Source organism: Tepidiforma thermophila (assembly GCF_002563855.1).
GTDB classification, from domain to species: domain Bacteria; phylum Chloroflexota; class Dehalococcoidia; order Tepidiformales; family Tepidiformaceae; genus Tepidiforma; species Tepidiforma thermophila.
Window position 1 is genome coordinate 966,553 of record NZ_PDJQ01000001.1, and the last position, 16,755, is coordinate 983,307.

The window sequence follows — 16,755 nt, forward strand, 5'->3', positions numbered from 1 at the left end:
AGCCTGCTCCTCTCCTCCTTTCCTGGCTATCCCGGCGGCCTCTGAATGCCGGGGAGCAGGACCCGTAGGCGAAAACCTTACAGGTCCGACTTCAGGCTGGCGAGAAACTCCTCGTTGTTGTTGGTCCTCGCGAGCCGCTCGAGCAGCCTCTCGGTCGCCTCGAGCTGGTTCGGCGAGTTCTGCGAAATCATAGCGGTCATCCGCCGCACGAGCCAGACGCCCTTGAGCGTTTTCTCGTCGAGCAGCAGCTCCTCCCGCCGCGTGCCCGAGGCCTGGATATCGATCGCCGGGTAGTACCGCCGCTCCGCCAGCCGCCGATCCAGCCGCAGCTCCATGTTGCCCGTGCCCTTGAACTCCTCGAACACCACCTCGTCCATCCGCGAGCCGGTGTCCACCAGGCAGGTCGCGAGGATCGTCAGCGAGCCGCCCTCCTCGCACTTCCGCGCCGCGCCGAACAGCCGCTTCGGCGGATAGAGCGCGATCGGGTCCACGCCGCCCGAGAGCGTCCGGCCGCTCGGCGGCAGCGCCAGGTTGTACGCCCGCGTCAGCCGCGTGATCGAATCCAGCAGGATCACCACGTCCTTCCCGCCTTCCACCAGCCGCTTCGCCCGCTCCAGCGCCATCTCCGCCACCCGGGTGTGGTCCTCCACCGGCTCGTCGAAGGTCGAGCTCACCACCTCGCCGCGGACGCTCCGCTGCATGTCCGTCACCTCTTCGGGCCGCTCGCCGATGAGCAGCACCATCAGGTGCACGTCCGGGTAGTTCGTGGAGATGCCGTTCGCGATGTTCTTCAGCAGCATCGTCTTGCCGGCCTTCGGCGGCGAAACGATCAGCCCGCGCTGTCCGCGCCCGATCGGCGCGATCAGGTCGATGATCCGGTGCGTCAGGTTGTCCGGCGTCGTCTCCAGCTTCAGCTGCTGGTACGGGAAGATCGCCGTCAGGTTCTCGAAGTGCGGGCGCCGCTTCGCCGTCTCCGGGTCCATCCCGTTCACCGCTTCCACCTTCAGCAGCCCGTAGAACTTCTCATTGTCCTTCGGGTGCCGAACCTGCCCGGTCACGTAATCGCCCGGCCGCAGCGCAAACCGCCGCAGCTGCGACTGCGACACGTAGATGTCGTTCGGCCCCGGAAGCATCGAAGGCCCGCGCAGGAACCCATAGTTCCCGTCGTCGCTCACTTCCAGGAAGCCGCCGCTGAAGACATTGCCCCGGGCCTCCGCCTGCGCCTGCAGCAGCCGGAAGATCAGGTCGCTCTTCCGCAGCGCGTACACATCCTCGAGGCCCATCTCCTGGGCGATGGCGATGAGCTCCTCGCGGCTCTTCTGCTCCAGCTCCGCGATGTTCAGCGGCGGAGCCCCGGCCTGGGCGCGCTCCTCCCGGGCAATCTCCCGCTCCAGCTCCCGCTCCAGCCGCTCGCGCGCGAACTCCCGCTCGCGGAACTCCCGGTCGCGCCAGCCGCGGTCATTCCGGCTCTCCCGGTCGCGCCAGCGCCGCTCCCGCCGTGCAGCCTCCCGCTCGGCCCGCGATTGCCCCTGCGGCTGCGGCGGAGGTGTCGGATCGCGCCGCACGATAACCTCCGGCGCTGCCGGCCGCTCGCGGTCGCCCTGCCCCTCGCGCCGGAAGATGCGGCTCCGCTGCGGCTCGGCGGCCTCCGGCTCGGCCTCCGGCACGCTCGCGGCCTCGGCCTCGGCCGGCCGCTCCAGTTCGGCCGCTGTCCGTCCCCCCGTCCGCCGAATGGCGCCCGGCCGTTCCGGCCGCTCCGGTGCAGCCTCGCCGGGCACGCCCGCTTCCTCTGCCGGTTCACCCGGGCCGGCGCCGCCCGGTTCCTGTGCGGGAGAACCAGCAGGCGCCCCGCCAGCCTCCGGCATCTCGACCGCGCTGGAGGCCTCCCGGTCTTCGGTCGGCTGCCCCGCAGCCGCAGCACGGCTCCGGACGCGCCGCCGCGGCGCCGCGCCTTCCCCGGCCGCTTCAGCGGCACCGTTCGGCGATGCCTGCGCCTCGGCCGCGGCCTGGGCAGCCACGTCTACCGCGTTCTCCAGCACCTCGGGAGGCGGCGGGTCAGCCTTCCGCGCACGGGTCACGCGGCGGCGCGGCGCCGGCGCTTCGGGAGCGTGGCCGTTTTCGCTGGCAGGTGCATCGGTCGTAGGGATCAGGTCGTTGGCTTCGGTCTCTTGCAAGGGTCTTCCCGTGTGCGTGTCTGATGGCGCCCGAGGACGTGTAGAGTGGGCTGACGCTGCGGCTCGTGTCGCTGGTCTTCCGCGAATGGGCTCGTGCTGAAGCCTGGACGTGTGGGGAGCTGGAGTACGCCACCCTCCGTGGCGCCGTCCCTTCCAGCACCCCCAACATACGACGACTCACCGCAACCTTGCAACAGGATGCCGTCCCGCCCTGCCGCTCCCCCGCTCCTCAGGCCGTCACGGCCGCACCGAGGAACTCCGCAAACGCCGTGCAGTGCTCCACCGGGTACTCCGTCACCCCCGCATGCGCCCCGTCGAGCGAGCGGTGCTGCGCCCCCGGGATCCCCTTCGCCAGCGCCTCACCGTGCCGCGGCGGGATCAGGATGTCCTCCCGGTTCGTCACCACCAGCGTCGGCGCCTTGATGCTCCCCAGCCGCCCGCTCGTATCGTGTGCCAGGATCGCCTGCGCCTGCCGGATGAACGCATGGTCCTGCTGCGCGTACGGGTTCTGCACGCTCGCGAGGATCGCCCGCTCGTACCGCTCCTCGTCGTCGAACAGCTCCGCCGTGTACAGGTACGGCGCCAGCGTCCGCACGAACCCCTCGCGCGAAATATTCGTCCGCCGCACCGTGATGAACGACTGGACCACCGCCCGCACATAGCCGTCAGGCTTCGCCGTCGTCGCCAGCAGGATCAGCTTCTCCAGCCGTCCCGGGTGCCGCAGCGCAAACTCCTGCGCGATCATCCCGCCCATCGAATAGCCGAGCACGTGCGCCTTCTCGACCTTCAGCTCCGTCAGCAGCGCCGCAAGGTCATCCGCCATCCCCGCGATGCTGTACGGCCGATCCGGCGCACCCGTGCGCCCCGCGCCGCGGTTGTCGTACGTAATCACGCGAAAGTGCTTCGCCAGCAGCGGCACCTGCGGCGCCCACGCCTGCAAGTCGCTCCCGAGACCCCGGATGAGCACCAGCGGCTCACCCGAACCCGCCTCCTCGTAGTACGTGATGATGTCGCGCGTGGGAACGTACGGCATACGCGAACCAACCTCGGGCGCAGGGAACTTCGGCTGCATCATAGGGCCAACCGCCCCAATGCGCCTTCCAGCGTACAATCCGCCCCATGCCATGGCTCGAACGCCCCGGCGCACGCATCTTCTACGACCTCCACGGCCCCGCCGGGGCGCCCCTCCTCGTCTTCGCCCACGGCCTCGGCGGCAACCACCTCTCCTGGTGGCAGCAGGTGCCCGCCTTCGCCCGCGAGTTCCGCTGCCTGGTCTTCGCCCACCGCGGCTTCGCACCCTCGACCCAGGACGCGCCCGAACCCGGTGCCCGCGCCTTCGCCGATGACCTCGCCGCGCTCATCGACGCCGCCGCCCCCGGGCAGCCCGTCCGCCTCGTCGCCCAGTCGATGGGCGGCTGGACCTGCCTCGCCTACGCCCTCGCCAACCCCGGCCGGGTCCGCGCGCTCGTCATGTGCGACACCCACGGCGGCTTCTGGTCGCCCGAAACGGCCGCTGCGTGGGCCGCGAAACCCCCGGGCCTCGAGGCCGACCTCTTCGCCCGCGGCATCCACCCCGCCGCCGGCGAACGGATGGCCCGCGAACAGCCCGAACTCCATTTCCTCTACCGCGGGATCGATGCCCTCGCCGAAGGCCTCGATAAGGACGCCCTCCGCCGCCAGCTCGGCGAACTCTGGACCATTGCCCCCGCCGCCGTCGCCACCCTCGACCTCCCCGTCCTCTGTATCTCCGGTGAAGAAGACATCGTCATCCCGCCCGCCGCCGTCGAAGCCTTCGCCCGCGCGCTGCCCCGCGGCGAATTCGTCACCGTCCCGGCCGCCGGCCACTCCGTCTACTTCGAGCGCGCCGCCGCCTTCAACGAACTCGTCCTCGGCTTCCTTCGCCGCACCGCCTGAATCCCCCGGAGGTCTTCGCCAGTGATTGGTACACCCGAACAGGACGCCCTCCTCCGCCAGCTCCGCTGGGCTGTCGTCACCACCCTCCGCGCCGATGGCTCGCCCTCCAGCTCCGTCGTCTTCTACGCCGTCGACGGCGACACCATCATCTTCAGCACCACCGCCGACCGCCTCAAAGCCCGCACCCTCGCCCGCGACCCCCGCATCGCCGTCACCGCCCTCGATGAGGGTCCGCCTCACCGCTTCGTCACCGTCGAAGGCCGCGCCGTCATCGAACGCGACGACATCGTCCCCGGTCACGTCCTCGTCAACCGCGCCATGCGCCGGGACCCCGCATGGGAGCCCCCGGCGGGCTTCGAAGAACGCCTCCGCCGCGACGGCCGCGTCATCATCCGCATCTACCCCCAGCGCGTCTCCGGCGTCACCGCCCGCGGCTGACCTCCAATCCCTGCCTGCCACCTGCTACCATGGATTCCGAGACCCGCATGGTGCGGAATTCAGGAGTCAAGCTTGGCGTTTGCCGATAAGCAGATCAGCTGCCGCGATTGCGGCACCGTCTTTGTGTTCACCGCCGGTGAGCAGGAGTTCTACGCGAACAAAGGGCTCATGAACGAGCCCACCCGCTGCCCCTCCTGCCGGACCGCCCGCCGCTCCAGCCAGAGCTCGCTCGAGCAGGCCGACGGCTACGTCCGCTACGGCAACTTCGCCAGCTTCGGCGGCAAAACCCCGCGGCAGATGCACCCCGCATCCTGTGCCGAATGCGGCCAGATGACGGAGGTCCCCTTCGTTCCCCGCGGCGAGCGCCCCGTCTACTGCTCCACCTGCTACAGCAAGCTCAAGCCCCCCCGCGAGGAAGTCGCTCGCCAGTAGCGCCCCGCAGGCGCATCCCGGCCGGAGGCACGGCCAATGCTCGCTGACCCCCTCCTCCGCCAGCTCTCGCGCATCTACCAGCGGCCCCTCGAAACCCCCGAGGCCGCCTGCGACGCTGTCCGCGCCGACCCTGGCATCCTCGCCTCCGCCCTCTTCCTCGAAGCCGCCGAGAGCGACGACGTCACCAGCATCGAGTCCGCCCTCGCCTACTGCGATGCCCGCCTCGCCGAGCTCGCCCCCTTCGTCGGCGACCTCGCCCCCGCCATCCGCGAGCGCTTCGCTGAAAAGGTCGCCGCCTGGTCCGCCGTCGGCTAGCCCCCGCGCCCCCCGCCGCGGCGCTACAATCTCGCCCGACCCCTGCATCGCGGAGGCTTCCTGTGCCGACCTTCGAAACCGTCATCTACGAAATCCCCGCCCCCGGCGTCGCCCGCATCACCCAGAACCGCCCCGAAGCGCGCAACGCCCAGAACTACCAGCTCACCTACGACCTCAACGCTGCCTTCGATGAAGCCGCCGCCGACGAGTCGGTCAAGGTCATCATCCTCGCCGGCGCAGGCCCGCACTTCTCCGCCGGGCACGACCTCCGCGGCGGCGGCCCGCCCCTCTCCTCCTTCCCAACCGTCGGCACCTGGCGCGAATTCAACAAAAAGGGCGCCGAAGGCTACATGGCCGTCGAAGAAGAGATCTACCTCGGCATGTGCCGCCGCTGGCGCAACATCCCCAAGCCCACCATCGCCCAGGTCCAGGGCAAGTGCATCGCCGGCGGCCTGATGCTCGCCTGGGTCTGCGACCTCATCATCGCCAGCGACGACGCCATGTTCTCCGACCCCGTCGTCCAGATGGGCGTCTGCGGCGTCGAGTACTTCGCCCACCCCTGGGAGCTCGGCCACCGCAAGGCCAAGGAGATGCTCTTCACCGCCGACTGGATCACCGCCCAGGACGCCTATCGCCTCGGGATGGTGAACCACGTCGTCCCGCGCGAAGAGCTCGAATCCTTCACCCTCGCCCTCGCCGAAAAGATCGCCCAGAAACCCTCCTTCGCCCTCAAGCTCGCCAAGGAGGCCGTCAACCAGACCCTCGAAGCCCAGGGCCAGTGGCAGGCGATGCTCGCCGTCTTCAACCTCCACCAGCTCGCCCACAGCCACAACCAGGAGCTCTACGGCATGCGGATCGACCCCAACGGCATCCCCGGCGCCGTCCGCCGCCAGTAGCCGCTCAGCCCTCCGGCCCCGGCCGCAGCCCCGCCAGCCCGGCGAGGAACGCCACCTGCGCGCTCTCCTCCAGCGCCGTCAGCCAGTGCAGCGCCTCCCAGAGGTTGGCGCCCCGGGCATACGCCCCGTGCCCGCGCAGCAGCACCACCACCGCCTCCTGGAGCGCAGCCGCAATCTGCGCCGCCTGGTTCGGCCCCTGCTCCACCACCGGCACCGCCTTCAAAAAGTGCTGCCCCTCGAAATCCATCGGCACGAACCGGTCCGTCCCGAAGCTCAGCGCGATGGCGTGCCGCGGGTGCGCATGCGCCACCGCCCCCGCGCCCGTCATCGCATAGACCGTCGAATGCAGCACCGTGTCGCTCGATGGCGGCGGGCCCGCGTACGTCCCGTCCGGCCGGACATGCGCGACGTGCCGCTCCCGCAGCCGCCCCAGCATTGTCCCCGTCCCTGTAATCCACATCCCGGTCCCGTCCCGGATGCTCAGGTTCCCGCCGTGGCTCGAAACCAGCCCGAGCTGGTAGAGGTCCCGCCCCACCTCCTGCATCGTCGCCAGCACCTTCTCCGGCACCCCCGTCATCCGGCCCTCGCCTCAGAACAGGTTCGGCAGCGCCGCTGTGCCCCCGCCGTCGACTTCGATCCGCTGGCCCGTCAGGTAGAACGCATCATCGCTCACCAGGAAGCGCACCACCTTCGCCACATCCTCCGGCTGGCACACCCGCCCGAATGGCGACCGCTCGTCGATCTCCCGCAGGTTCTGCACCCCCTGCGTCGCCCGCGCCAGCCGGCTCCCCATCTCCGTCTCCGTCAGGCCCGGCGCCACGATGTTCACCCGGATGTTGTGCCGCCGCTCTTCCTTGTAGAGCGTCATCGCCAGCGCCTCCATCGCCGCCTTCCCCATGTTGTACGGCCCGCCGTTCGCGCTCAGCATCCGCGCCGCCACGCTCGAAATCATGATGATGTCGCCCCGCGGCCGCGTCCGCATGCTCGGCAGCACCAGCTTCGACAGGTAGTGCGGCCCGAACGCATGCGTCCGCACCACCCGCTCCAGCTCCGCAGGGTCCGTATCCGCCACGCTCAGCCCCCGGCTCGCAATCCCCGCGTTATTGACGAGGATGTCGATGTACCCGAAGTCGGCGATGACCTGCTCCACCATCGCCCGGTCCTGCTCGAAATCGTCCACGGAGGCCATGTACATCCTCGCCCGGCCGCCCATCCGCTCGATCTCCGCCACCGTCGCCCGCGCAGCCTCCTCGTCGCGCCGGTAGTTCACCGCCACCGCCGCGCCGTCGGCCGCCAGCGCCAGCGAAATCGCCCGCCCGATCCCCCGGCCGCCGCCCGTCACCAGTGCTACCCGTCCTTCCAGTCCCATGCCGCAGAACTCCCCTTCGAAGTGCAGTCTGTGCCGACGATTCTACAGGGCCGCCATCCCTTCCCGCCTGCTCACCCTCCCCCTTGACAGCATCCCGTATACTCCCTCCAGCCTGTTCAAACATTTGAATAGGATTCCGCCGGCAGCGAGGTGCTCACCCCATGGTCATGGCCGAAGAACGCGTCACCAGCCCCTTCCTCGAAGGCAACTTCGCGCCCGTCCGCGAAGAAGTCACCGCCGAAGACCTCCCCGTCATCGGCGAACTGCCCGAGGGCCTCGAGGGCATGTTCGTCCGCAACGGACCCAACCCCCAGTTCGACGTCATCAAGAACTACCACTGGTTCGGCGGCGACGGCATGCTCCACGGCGTCCGCATCAAGGACGGCCGCGTCTCCTACCGCAACCGCTACGTCCAAACCGAGGCCTATAAACGCGAAAAAGCCGCCGGGCGCGCGCTCTGGGGCAGCGGGCTCGGCCAGCCCGAGTTCGATAACCCCAACGGCCCCTCCCGCGGCAACACCGGCAACACCGCCCTCGTCTGGCACGATGGCCGCCTCTTCGCCCTCTGGGAAGCCGGCGACCCCCACCACATCAAGCTCCCCGGCCTCGAAACCATCGGCACCTACAACTACAACGGCCGCCTGCTCCACGCCTTCACCGCCCACCCCAAAGTCGATGAGCGCACCGGCGAGATGCTCTTCTTCGGCTACAACATGATGGGCTTCGACATGGCGAAGCAGGGCGCCAAAGTCCCCTACCTCCAGTACTCCGTCGTCAGCCCCGAAGGCGAAATCGTCCTCACCACGCCCATCGACCTCCCCCGCGGCGTCATGATGCACGACTTCGCCGTCACCGAGCACTACTCCATCTTCATGGACCTCCCCCTCGTCTTCGATATGCAGCGCGCCATGCGCGGCGAATCCCCCCTCTACTTCAACAAAGACCTCCCCGCGCGCTTCGGCATCCTCCCCCGCCACGCCACCGGCGACCAGGTCCGCTGGTTCGAAGCCCCGCCCTGCTACGTCTTCCACACCCTCAACGCCTTCGAACAGGGCGACGAAATCGTCCTCGATGCCTGCCGCATGAAGGACGTCGACCTCGGCGCCCTCGACTCCTCCATCGCCCCCACCCCCGAAGACCGCCGCCTCGTCCGCGAAGACGGCAACCAGGTCCTCTACCGCTGGCGCTTCAACCTCCGCACCGGCGCCCTCAAGGAAGAAGCCCTCGACGACCAGACCTCCGATTTCCCCCGCGTCAACGACTCGCTCATCGCCTACCAGGCCCGCTACGGCTACACCGCCCGCTTCGAAGCCGGCAACGGCATGCCCGAGTCCGACGCCATCATCAAGTACGACCTCCAGACCGGCCGCCACTGGGTCCACGAGCATGGCAAAGGCCGCTACGGCGGCGAAGGCGTCTTCGTCCCGCGCCCCGGCGCAACCGCCGAGGACGACGGCTTCGTCGTGACCTACGTCTACGACCGCAACACCGGCGGCTCCGAGTTCGTCATCATCAACGCCCAGGATATGGAAGCCCCGCCAGTCGCCCGCGTCCCGCTCCCCCAGCGCGTGCCCTACGGCTTCCACGGCGCCTGGATCAGCGAACAGCGCATCCAGGCCCAGAAGTAACCGCCGCCAGGCGCCCCCTCCCCCTCCCGGCCCGGCTCCTCCCGGAGCACACCTGCTCCGCGGCAGGCGCCGGGCCGGCCCGCGCCTACCAGTCGTCCCAGTCCCAGGCCCGCCGCGGCCCACGCGCCCGCTCCAGCAGCAGGTCCGGGTCCTCCAGCTCCGAGAGGCTGATCCGCCGCCCCACCAGCTCCTCGATCCGCCGGTACAGCAGCTCCGCCGGCACCGAAAGCCGCGCCGCCAGCCACTGTTCCAGCTCCTCCAGCCGCGCCCCCTCCGGCATCATCTGCCCCGGCGGCGCATTCGCCAGGAACCGCCGGCAATACACGCACCCCTCCGCGCTCACGATCGGCACCAGGTGCACGTCGCACTCGTCCGCCATCCGTCCCCACGGCCAGCTGCCCATCGCCCACATTCTGCCCGACCGCGGCCGCTCCCGCGTGTCCTTACGAAAGGTTGCCGACTAAGCAGAAGTTGCTGTAGGCTGCAAGTTGCGATCGCAACGACATCCTACGGAACGAGGTGCAGCCCCATGTCTGCTTCTCCCGCAACCAGCACCTGGGTCATCGACCCCGCCCACTCCTCCATCGAGTTCGCCGTCAAGCACATGGTCATCACCACCGTGCGCGGCACCTTCTCCCGCTTCGAAGCCGACCTCGATATCGACGAGACCGACCTCGCCCGCTCCCGCGCCGCCTTCCGCATCGATGCCGCCAGCATCGATACCCGCCAGCCCGACCGTGACAACCACCTCCGCTCAGCCGACTTCTTCGATGTCGCCAACCACCCCACCATCACCTTCAGCACCACGAACATCGAGCGCACCGGCGCCGGCACGTACCGCATCACCGGCGACCTCACCATTCGCGGCACCACCCGCCCGGTGACCTTCGACGCCGAAGTCCACGGCCCCGCGAAGAACCCCTTCGGCAAAACCGTGGTCGCCCTCAGCGTCACCGGCAAAATCAACCGCAAGGACTTCGGCCTCACCTGGAACGCCCCGCTTGAAGCCGGCGGCTGGCTCGTCGGCGATGAGGTCCGCATCAACGCCGACTTCGAGCTTGTCAAGAACGCCTGATCCGCCGCCTCACCCGCTTCCGCCGAACTCCGCGAACGAACCGTGCCGCCCGGCGCCCCCGGCGAACCGGGCGGCACCTTTCTGCGTCTCGCCCGAGGCGATGACGGCCATCCCCAGCCGCGTCTCATTCCGCATCGCCTCCTCGAACGGCAGGTCCCACTGCTCCCGCGCCGATTGCCGGTCGCTCCGCAGGCACCGCTGCGGGAACGCCGCGAGCTGGCGCGCCAGCTCCTTCGCCGCCTCCAGCGCCTGCCCCGGCTCCACCAGCCGGTTCGCGAGCCCCATCATCCGCGCCTCCTCCCCGCTCACGCCCCGCCCGGTCAGGATCAGGTCCATCGCATGGCTCTCGCCGATGAGCCGCGGCAGCCGCACCGTTCCCCCGTCGATGAGCGGCACGCCCCACCGCCGGCAGTACACCCCGAAGACCGCATCCCGTGCCGCCACCCGCAGGTCGCACCAGAGCGCCAGCTCCAGCCCCCCGGCCACCGCGTGCCCCTCCACCGCTGCAATCACCGGCTTCGAAAGGCGCATCCGCGTCGGTCCCATCGGCCCGTCGCCCTCCTCCCTCACCACGTTCCCCTGCCCCGACGCCACCGCCTTCAGGTCGGCCCCCGCGCAGAACGTCCCGCCCGCCCCGGTCAGGATCGCCACCGCCAGCGCATCGTCCGCTTCGAACCGCCGGAATGCCGCCGCCAGCTCCGCCGCCGTCGCACGGTCCACCGCGTTCCGCACCTCCGGCCGGTCAATCGTCACGACCACAATCGGTCCGTCAGGTTCATAGTGCACAGCCATCCGTCATCACCTCCGCCCTGCATCCTACCGCCCGTCCAGCCCTTGCGGGCGCACCCCGGCCGCACTACCCTCCCGCCGCAATGACCCTCCCGGCCGACCTCCGGATCACGGTCGTCCCCACTGCCGACCTCGGCCCGGCCGACCGCGACGCCATCCTCGCCCTCTTCCGCCAAAACTACCGCGAGGCCAACGCCGCCTACCTCGAAAAGTCGCTCCACGTCCTCGCCTTCGCCGCCATCGCCCGCGACCCCGGAGGCCGCCCCGCCGGCTTTGCCCTCGGCGAGCCCCGCGTCATCAACCTCCCCCACCTCCCCGCCCAGCCCGTCCGGCTCGCCGGCCTCTGCTGCGTCGACCCCGCCTTCCGCCGCCAGGGCCTCTTCCGCCGCCTCGAGCATGAGGTCCTCTCCGCCCGGCCGCTGCCCCCGGCTCCGCGCTACCTCTCCGCCGGCCGCATGGCCCACCCTGCCAGCTTCCGCACCATGTCCGCCAACCCCACCGTCGTCCCCCGGCGCGGCATGACCCCCACGCCCTGGCAGCAGGCCGTCGGCGCCGCCATCGCCGCTGCCTACGGCACGAAAGAGTTCGACGCCGAGACCTTCGTCTGCCGCGGTACCGGCGCACCCATCGGCTGGCCCCTCATCGAAATCGAAGCATCGCCCGCGGAATGGGAGCTCTTCCGCCCCGTCGACCGCACCCGCGGCGATTCGCTCCTCGGCATCGCCTGGAGCCCCGATGCGCCGCCCGGCTGGGATGACCCCGCCGCGCCCGCCTCCTGACCCCGCTTACGAATCGAGCCCCGGCGGAAAATCGAAGTCCCCCCGCTCCCGCAGCTGCTCCAGGATCTTCCGCGCCATCTCGTCCATCTGCTCCGGCGTAATCCCCATTCGCTCCAGCGTCTGCCGCATCAGCCGCTGCACCTCCTCCATGTCCTGCCGGATGAGCGCATCGGCCAGCTCCAGCTGCGTCTCAATCGCGATGAACCGCTCCCGCCGCTCCGTCTCGTTCGGCGTCGAAAGAATCGTCGACATCAGCCGCGTGAACAGCGTCGTCGTCCGCGCAATCCGGATCCGGTCGTCCGGGTGCGCCGGGAACTCCCCCGTCACCGCCACCTCCAGCCCCGTCCGCGTATCGCGCGCTGCGTATTGCTCTGCCATGCCTCCTAGCCTACACCACCCGTCGGCCTTCCCTCCCCTCCAGCACCAGCCTTCGGTATCCTCGAACCGTGCCCCCCGCTCACCCGGCCCTCCAGCGCCTCGCCGACGACTACGCCGCCTGGTGGATCGACCTCCTCGGCGAACACAACCATGTCGGCGGCATCGAAACCACCCGCTGGCTCCTCCAGCGCTCCGGCCTCGGCCCCGGCCGCCGCATGCTCGATGCCGGCGCCTTCGTCGGCGCTGCGGCCCGCCTCGCCGCCGGGCAGACCGGCTGCACCGCCTTCGCAACCGACGTCAACCCCGACTTCCTCGCCGCCGGCCGCGGCCTCCCCGGCGGCAGCGCCGTCCACTGGGTCGCCGCCGATAACCGCCGCCTGCCCTTCCGCGACGCCGCGTTCGACAGCATCTGGGCGCTCGACACCGAAATCGCCTATCACGAGTTCAACCGCGTCGCCGCCCCCGGCGCCACCCTCTGCCTCTGCTGCGAAGCCCCTTCCGACTCCCGCGGCGGCCTCGATGCCTTCATCGAAGACTGGGAACGGGCCGGCTGGCAGCTCGCCGCCCACCGCCCCCTGAGCGCCGAGGCCGCTCACACCTGGCGCATCGCCGAAGCCGAGCTCGTCCGCCGCCGCCCCTACTTCGAAGAGCGGTACGGCACCCGGACCTACCTCCGCCAGCTCGATGCCGTCGCCTATCTCGTCCAGGCCTACGAACGCGGCGAACAGGGCCACGCCCTCTTCATCTTCCGCAGAAATCCTGACCGTTAGCTCCCCCGCGCCTACCATCGCCGCGTGAAAATCCTCCGCATCGGCATCTCCGACGACCACTTCGGCCCGGTCCGAATGGAGGAGCGTTCCTGGTACATCGTCCAGGAACGTATGGCCGAGGTGCTCAAGGAGCCTGTTGAAACGGTCCGGAAAACCGCCTGGCCGAATGACGCATACCCGGACGTCATCGAACGCTGGGTCGAGCGCGAGCAGCCCGACGCCGTCTTCGTCTGCGCTGCTTCCTACTGGGTCTCGTTCCCGTCGGCCCCGCGCGCCGTCGAATCGTCCCGGCTCCCCTTCGCCCGCCAGCTCTCGGCAGCGGCCGCCCGGCTCTCCACCCGTCCCGCCATCGCCCACAACAGCGCCTTCCGGCTCGCGCGCCGGCTGGCGCTCCGCACCGTGGGCTACCGCTACTTCTTCGAGCCGGAGGAGGCCGCCGCCCGGGTCGAAGCTGCCCTCCGGCGCATCCTCCGCCACGAAGAGGTTGCCGTCGCGCTCCGCGGCCCCGTGCCCCTTGGCCTCCCGCTGCCCGCCCGCATCGCGGTTGAGTCCCGCCGCCGCTGCGACGAATTCGACCGCCTCCTCGCCGGCATCTGCGAACGGCTGCACGTCGCCTACCAGCCGCCCGGCCCCGACGAACCCCCGTCCCCGGCCGAGCTCCAGTCCGACCTGACCCACGTCAACGCCGCCGGCCACGCCCGCCGCGCCGAGCACGAATTCGACGTCCTGCTCCGCGCCTGGACGGCCCACCATCCGCCCGCCAACCACTGACCCCGCTCCCCGCTCCAACCTCCAAGCTCCAGGCTCCTGGCTCCAACCTCCAAGCTCCTCCCTGGGCGGGGTGTGGGTGCGGGCGGGGCTCCCTCCTCCCTCCTCCCTGGGCGCGGTGTGGGTGCGGGCGGGGCTCCCTCCTCCCTCGGGGCGGCACGACGGAGGTGTGCGCGGGGCTCCCTCCTCCCTCCTCCCTTCCCCTGCTACCCTTGCTGTACGACACCCTGCACCACCCCACCACCGGGAGCCGCCATGTCCATCCTCCACCGCGCCGATCCCGAAGTCGCCGCCATCATCGACGACGAGCGCACCCGCCAGATCGAATCCCTCGAAATGATCGCGAGCGAGAACTACGCCTCCGCCGCCGTCCTCGAGGCCACCGGCTCCGTCTTCACCAACAAGTACGCCGAAGGCTACCCCGGGAAGCGCTACTACGCCGGCAACCAGCACAGCGACCGCCTCGAGCAGCTCGCCATCGACCGCGCAAAACAGCTCTTCGGCGCCGAGCACGCCAACGTCCAGCCCACCTCCGGCGCCGAGGCCAACATGGCCGCCTACCTCGCCTTCGCCAACCCCGGCGACACCATCATGGGCATGGAGCTCTCCCAGGGCGGCCACCTCACCCACGGCTCCCCCGTCAACTTCTCCGGCCGCCTCTACCGCTTCGTCCCCTACACCGTCGACCGCGAAACCGAAACCATCGACATGGCCGAGGTTCGCCGCCTCGCCCTCGAACACCGGCCCCGCATCATCGTCTCCGGCGCCACCGCCTACCCCCGCACCATCGACTTTGCCGCCTTCGCCGAAATCGCCCGCGAAGCCGGCGCCCTCCTCATGGCCGATATCTCCCACATCGCAGGCCTCGTCGCCGGCGGCGTCCACCCCAGCCCCGTCCCCTGCGCCGATATCGTGACCACCACCACCCACAAGACCCTCCGCGGCCCCCGCGGCGCCCTCGCGCTCTGCAAGGCCGAGCACGCCGAAGCCCTCGACCGCGGCGTCTTCCCGGGCACCCAGGGCGGCCCCCACCTCCACTCCATCGCCGCCAAGGCGGTCGCCTTCGGCGAAGCCCTCCGGCCCGAGTTCAAAGCCTACGCCGCCCAGGTCGTCCGAAACGCCGCCGTCCTAGCCGAAGAACTCATGCGCGCCGGCATCCGCCTCGTCTCCGGCGGCACCGATAACCATCTCATCCTCGTCGACTGCAACTCCGTCGGCATCAGCGGCCTCAAAGCCCAAAACGCCCTCCAGGGCGCCGGCATCATCACCAACCGCAACACCATCCCCTACGACCAGCGCTCCGCCTACGTCACCAGCGGCCTCCGCCTCGGCACCCCGGCCCTCACCAGCCGCGGCATGAAAGAAGACGAAATGCGCCGCGTCGCCGCCTGGATCATCCGCGTCCTCAAAGACCCCGACGGCGAAGGCGTCCGCGACGCCGTCCGCGCCGAAGTCGCCGAGTTCGCCCGCGCATACCCCGTCCCCGGCATTACCGACGCCGAACCCGTCGCGGCTACCGCCTAGCACGGCACGGTGTTACCCTCACACGTTGACCCGGGAGCCCGGTTCTTCCCCGCGAAGGACAATCCCATCGCCCGGGCAGAGGTTCCATGAGGGAATACGAACTCACGGTCGTCTACGACCTCGCCCTGCAGGAGGCCGGCGGCCCCGATGCCTCCGTCGAGCGGCTCAAGCAAACCGTCGAATCGCGCGGCGCCAGGGTCCTCAAGATCGACCACTGGGGCCGCCGCCGGATGGCCTACCCCATCCGCCACGCCCTCGACGCCGACTACATCGTCAGCCGCATCGAAGCTGAGCCCTCCGACGTCAGCGCGATCGAAGCCGCCCTCCGCATCGACGAGCGCGTCTACCGCCACCTGATCGTCCGCGCCGACGAACTGCCCACGCCGCCGCAGCCGCGCGAACCGCGCGAAACTCGCAGCGAAGCCCCGGCGCCTGCCCCTGCCGCCGAACCCGCACCCGCTGCCGAAACCCCAGCCGAGCCCCCGGCCGCCGAAGCGTCGACTGATGACGCACCGGCCGCCGAAACTCCGGCCGAGGCCGACGCGCCCGCGGGCGAAGCGGCCCAGCCCTAGCGAAAGGTCCGTACCATGGCGGGACTGAACAAAATCCTCCTCATCGGGAACGCCGGCCGCGATGCCGAGCTCCGCTACCTCGCCTCCGGCACGCCGCAGGCCCAGTTCAGCCTCGCCGTGAACAACCGCCGCAAAAACCAGCAGACCGGCGACTGGGAAGAGCAGACCGAGTGGTTCAACATCGTCGTCTGGGGCGATACCGCCGAGCGCATCTCCCAGTACATCACCAAGGGCAAGCAGGTCTTCGTCGAAGGCCGCGTCCAGACCCGCACCTGGGAAGATGACCAGGGCCAGAAGCACTACCGCACCGAGGTCATCGCCCAGTCCATCCAGCTCCTCGGCGGCCCCCGCGACCAGGCCGGCGACGAATGGAGCAACGGCGGGTCGTCCCGCAGCCGCGGCGCAGGCTTCGAGCCCGCCTACGACCGGCCCCGCGGCGGCGCAGCCCGCGAAGACATCGACGTGGACGACCTGCCGTTCGAATGACCCATCCGCTGGCTGCGGCCAGCCCGCCCGCGGCCGGTCAGCCGCGAACACCCGGTCCCCGCAGCCGCGGAGACAACCCCATCGGGAAGGATGAACCGCTATGACTTCTGAAGAACGCACCGCCAATCCCGCACCCGCCGAAGCCGAGCGCCCCGCCCGCCAGCAGCGCCCCCGCTACAGCAGCCGGCGCAAGGTCTGCCGCTTCTGCGTCGAAAAAATGGACGGCGTCGACTACAAGGACATCGCCCGCCTCCGCATGTACATCTCCGACCGCGGCAAAATCGAGCCCCGCCGCAAGACCGGCACCTGCCTCAAGCACCAGCGCCTCGTGGCCACCGCCATCAAGCGCGCCCGGCACCTCGCCCTCCTGCCCTACACCCTCGAGCACATCCGCAAGACGGGCATCTTCCCCATCCGCGGGTAAGCCGACGGGCGAGCGCCGCTACCG

Annotated in this window: 21 protein-coding genes; 14 read left to right on the plus strand and 7 right to left on the minus strand. The window is 70.1% G+C overall.

Annotated elements, in window-relative coordinates:
• Positions 1 to 77: 77 nt before the first annotated feature.
• Complete coding sequence (gene rho / locus A9A59_RS04605; protein WP_404818783.1) at positions 78 to 1,283, minus strand: transcription termination factor Rho; 1,206 nt, start codon at positions 1,281 to 1,283, stop codon at positions 78 to 80.
• A gap of 1,120 nt (positions 1,284 to 2,403) precedes the next feature.
• Entirely contained in the window at positions 2,404 to 3,207 is an 804-nt protein-coding gene (locus A9A59_RS04610) for an alpha/beta fold hydrolase (RefSeq protein WP_165772499.1), read from the minus strand.
• An 86-nt stretch (positions 3,208 to 3,293) separates the two neighbouring features.
• On the opposite strand from A9A59_RS04610, the gene A9A59_RS04615 reads away from it, so the two are divergent.
• From A9A59_RS04615 to A9A59_RS04635, 5 genes are all read left to right on the plus strand, one after another.
• A complete protein-coding gene (locus A9A59_RS04615) occupies positions 3,294 to 4,088 on the plus strand; it encodes an alpha/beta fold hydrolase (protein WP_098503161.1) in 795 nt (264 codons plus the stop codon).
• Positions 4,089 to 4,109: 21 nt separating this feature from the next.
• On the plus strand, positions 4,110 to 4,526 hold the full coding sequence (locus A9A59_RS04620; RefSeq protein WP_098503162.1) for a PPOX class F420-dependent oxidoreductase: 417 nt from the start codon (positions 4,110 to 4,112) through the stop codon (positions 4,524 to 4,526).
• Positions 4,527 to 4,598: 72 nt separating this feature from the next.
• Positions 4,599 to 4,958: a zinc-ribbon domain containing protein gene (locus A9A59_RS04625; RefSeq protein WP_098503163.1), complete on the plus strand. Its 360-nt coding sequence runs from the start codon at positions 4,599 to 4,601 to the stop codon at positions 4,956 to 4,958.
• A 36-nt stretch (positions 4,959 to 4,994) separates the two neighbouring features.
• A complete protein-coding gene (locus A9A59_RS04630) occupies positions 4,995 to 5,273 on the plus strand; it encodes a hypothetical protein (protein WP_098503164.1) in 279 nt (92 codons plus the stop codon).
• 62 nt (positions 5,274 to 5,335) lie between these two features.
• Positions 5,336 to 6,169, plus strand: a complete 834-nt coding sequence (locus A9A59_RS04635; RefSeq protein WP_098503165.1) for an enoyl-CoA hydratase — start codon at positions 5,336 to 5,338, stop codon at positions 6,167 to 6,169.
• Positions 6,170 to 6,173: 4 nt separating this feature from the next.
• On the opposite strand, the gene A9A59_RS04640 is transcribed toward A9A59_RS04635, so the two are convergent.
• Together A9A59_RS04640 and A9A59_RS04645 are read right to left on the minus strand one after the other, a co-directional pair.
• On the minus strand, positions 6,174 to 6,746 hold the full coding sequence (locus A9A59_RS04640; protein WP_098503166.1) for a class II aldolase/adducin family protein: 573 nt from the start codon (positions 6,744 to 6,746) through the stop codon (positions 6,174 to 6,176).
• A 12-nt stretch (positions 6,747 to 6,758) separates the two neighbouring features.
• Positions 6,759 to 7,538, minus strand: a complete 780-nt coding sequence (locus A9A59_RS04645; RefSeq protein ID WP_098503167.1) for an SDR family NAD(P)-dependent oxidoreductase — start codon at positions 7,536 to 7,538, stop codon at positions 6,759 to 6,761.
• Positions 7,539 to 7,699: 161 nt separating this feature from the next.
• Between A9A59_RS04645 and A9A59_RS04650 the strand changes: the two genes are divergently transcribed.
• Complete coding sequence (locus A9A59_RS04650) at positions 7,700 to 9,166, plus strand: carotenoid oxygenase family protein (RefSeq protein ID WP_278286793.1); 1,467 nt, start codon at positions 7,700 to 7,702, stop codon at positions 9,164 to 9,166.
• Positions 9,167 to 9,251: 85 nt separating this feature from the next.
• On the opposite strand, the gene A9A59_RS04655 is transcribed toward A9A59_RS04650, so the two are convergent.
• Positions 9,252 to 9,569, minus strand: a complete 318-nt coding sequence (locus A9A59_RS04655) for a hypothetical protein (protein WP_133117508.1) — start codon at positions 9,567 to 9,569, stop codon at positions 9,252 to 9,254.
• A gap of 126 nt (positions 9,570 to 9,695) precedes the next feature.
• Here A9A59_RS04655 and A9A59_RS04660 point away from each other — a divergent pair, with 126 nt between their 5' ends.
• On the plus strand, positions 9,696 to 10,241 hold the full coding sequence (locus tag A9A59_RS04660) for a YceI family protein (RefSeq protein WP_098503169.1): 546 nt from the start codon (positions 9,696 to 9,698) through the stop codon (positions 10,239 to 10,241).
• A gap of 9 nt (positions 10,242 to 10,250) precedes the next feature.
• Here A9A59_RS04660 and A9A59_RS04665 read toward each other — a convergent pair whose 3' ends face one another.
• Positions 10,251 to 11,033, minus strand: coding sequence for a crotonase/enoyl-CoA hydratase family protein (locus tag A9A59_RS04665; RefSeq protein WP_098503170.1), 783 nt, complete (start codon positions 11,031 to 11,033; stop codon positions 10,251 to 10,253).
• 80 nt (positions 11,034 to 11,113) lie between these two features.
• Here A9A59_RS04665 and A9A59_RS14005 point away from each other — a divergent pair, with 80 nt between their 5' ends.
• Positions 11,114 to 11,809: a GNAT family protein gene (locus tag A9A59_RS14005; RefSeq protein WP_165772500.1), complete on the plus strand. Its 696-nt coding sequence runs from the start codon at positions 11,114 to 11,116 to the stop codon at positions 11,807 to 11,809.
• A 6-nt stretch (positions 11,810 to 11,815) separates the two neighbouring features.
• Here the strand turns inward: A9A59_RS14005 and A9A59_RS13680 are convergent, their stop codons facing one another.
• Positions 11,816 to 12,187: a PIN domain-containing protein gene (locus tag A9A59_RS13680; RefSeq protein WP_098503171.1), complete on the minus strand. Its 372-nt coding sequence runs from the start codon at positions 12,185 to 12,187 to the stop codon at positions 11,816 to 11,818.
• A gap of 68 nt (positions 12,188 to 12,255) precedes the next feature.
• On the opposite strand from A9A59_RS13680, the gene A9A59_RS04680 reads away from it, so the two are divergent.
• The 6 genes from A9A59_RS04680 to rpsR all read left to right on the plus strand — a co-directional run bounded on the left by A9A59_RS04680 (position 12,256) and on the right by rpsR (position 16,731).
• Positions 12,256 to 12,957, plus strand: a complete 702-nt coding sequence (locus A9A59_RS04680) for a class I SAM-dependent methyltransferase (RefSeq protein ID WP_098503172.1) — start codon at positions 12,256 to 12,258, stop codon at positions 12,955 to 12,957.
• A gap of 24 nt (positions 12,958 to 12,981) precedes the next feature.
• Entirely contained in the window at positions 12,982 to 13,728 is a 747-nt protein-coding gene (locus A9A59_RS04685) for a hypothetical protein (RefSeq protein WP_098503173.1), read from the plus strand.
• Between the two features lie 252 nt (positions 13,729 to 13,980).
• The gene (locus A9A59_RS04690; RefSeq protein WP_098503174.1) at positions 13,981 to 15,249 is read left to right on the plus strand and encodes a serine hydroxymethyltransferase; all 1,269 of its coding nucleotides are present in this window, start codon (positions 13,981 to 13,983) and stop codon (positions 15,247 to 15,249) included.
• Positions 15,250 to 15,335: 86 nt separating this feature from the next.
• Positions 15,336 to 15,821 (plus strand): 30S ribosomal protein S6, encoded by a 486-nt coding sequence (rpsF, locus tag A9A59_RS04695; RefSeq protein WP_098503175.1) that lies wholly within the window; start codon positions 15,336 to 15,338, stop codon positions 15,819 to 15,821.
• Positions 15,822 to 15,836: 15 nt separating this feature from the next.
• A complete protein-coding gene (locus A9A59_RS04700) occupies positions 15,837 to 16,307 on the plus strand; it encodes a single-stranded DNA-binding protein (protein ID WP_098503176.1) in 471 nt (156 codons plus the stop codon).
• 100 nt (positions 16,308 to 16,407) lie between these two features.
• Complete coding sequence (gene rpsR, locus A9A59_RS04705; RefSeq protein ID WP_098503177.1) at positions 16,408 to 16,731, plus strand: 30S ribosomal protein S18; 324 nt, start codon at positions 16,408 to 16,410, stop codon at positions 16,729 to 16,731.
• Positions 16,732 to 16,755: the final 24 nt, after the last annotated feature.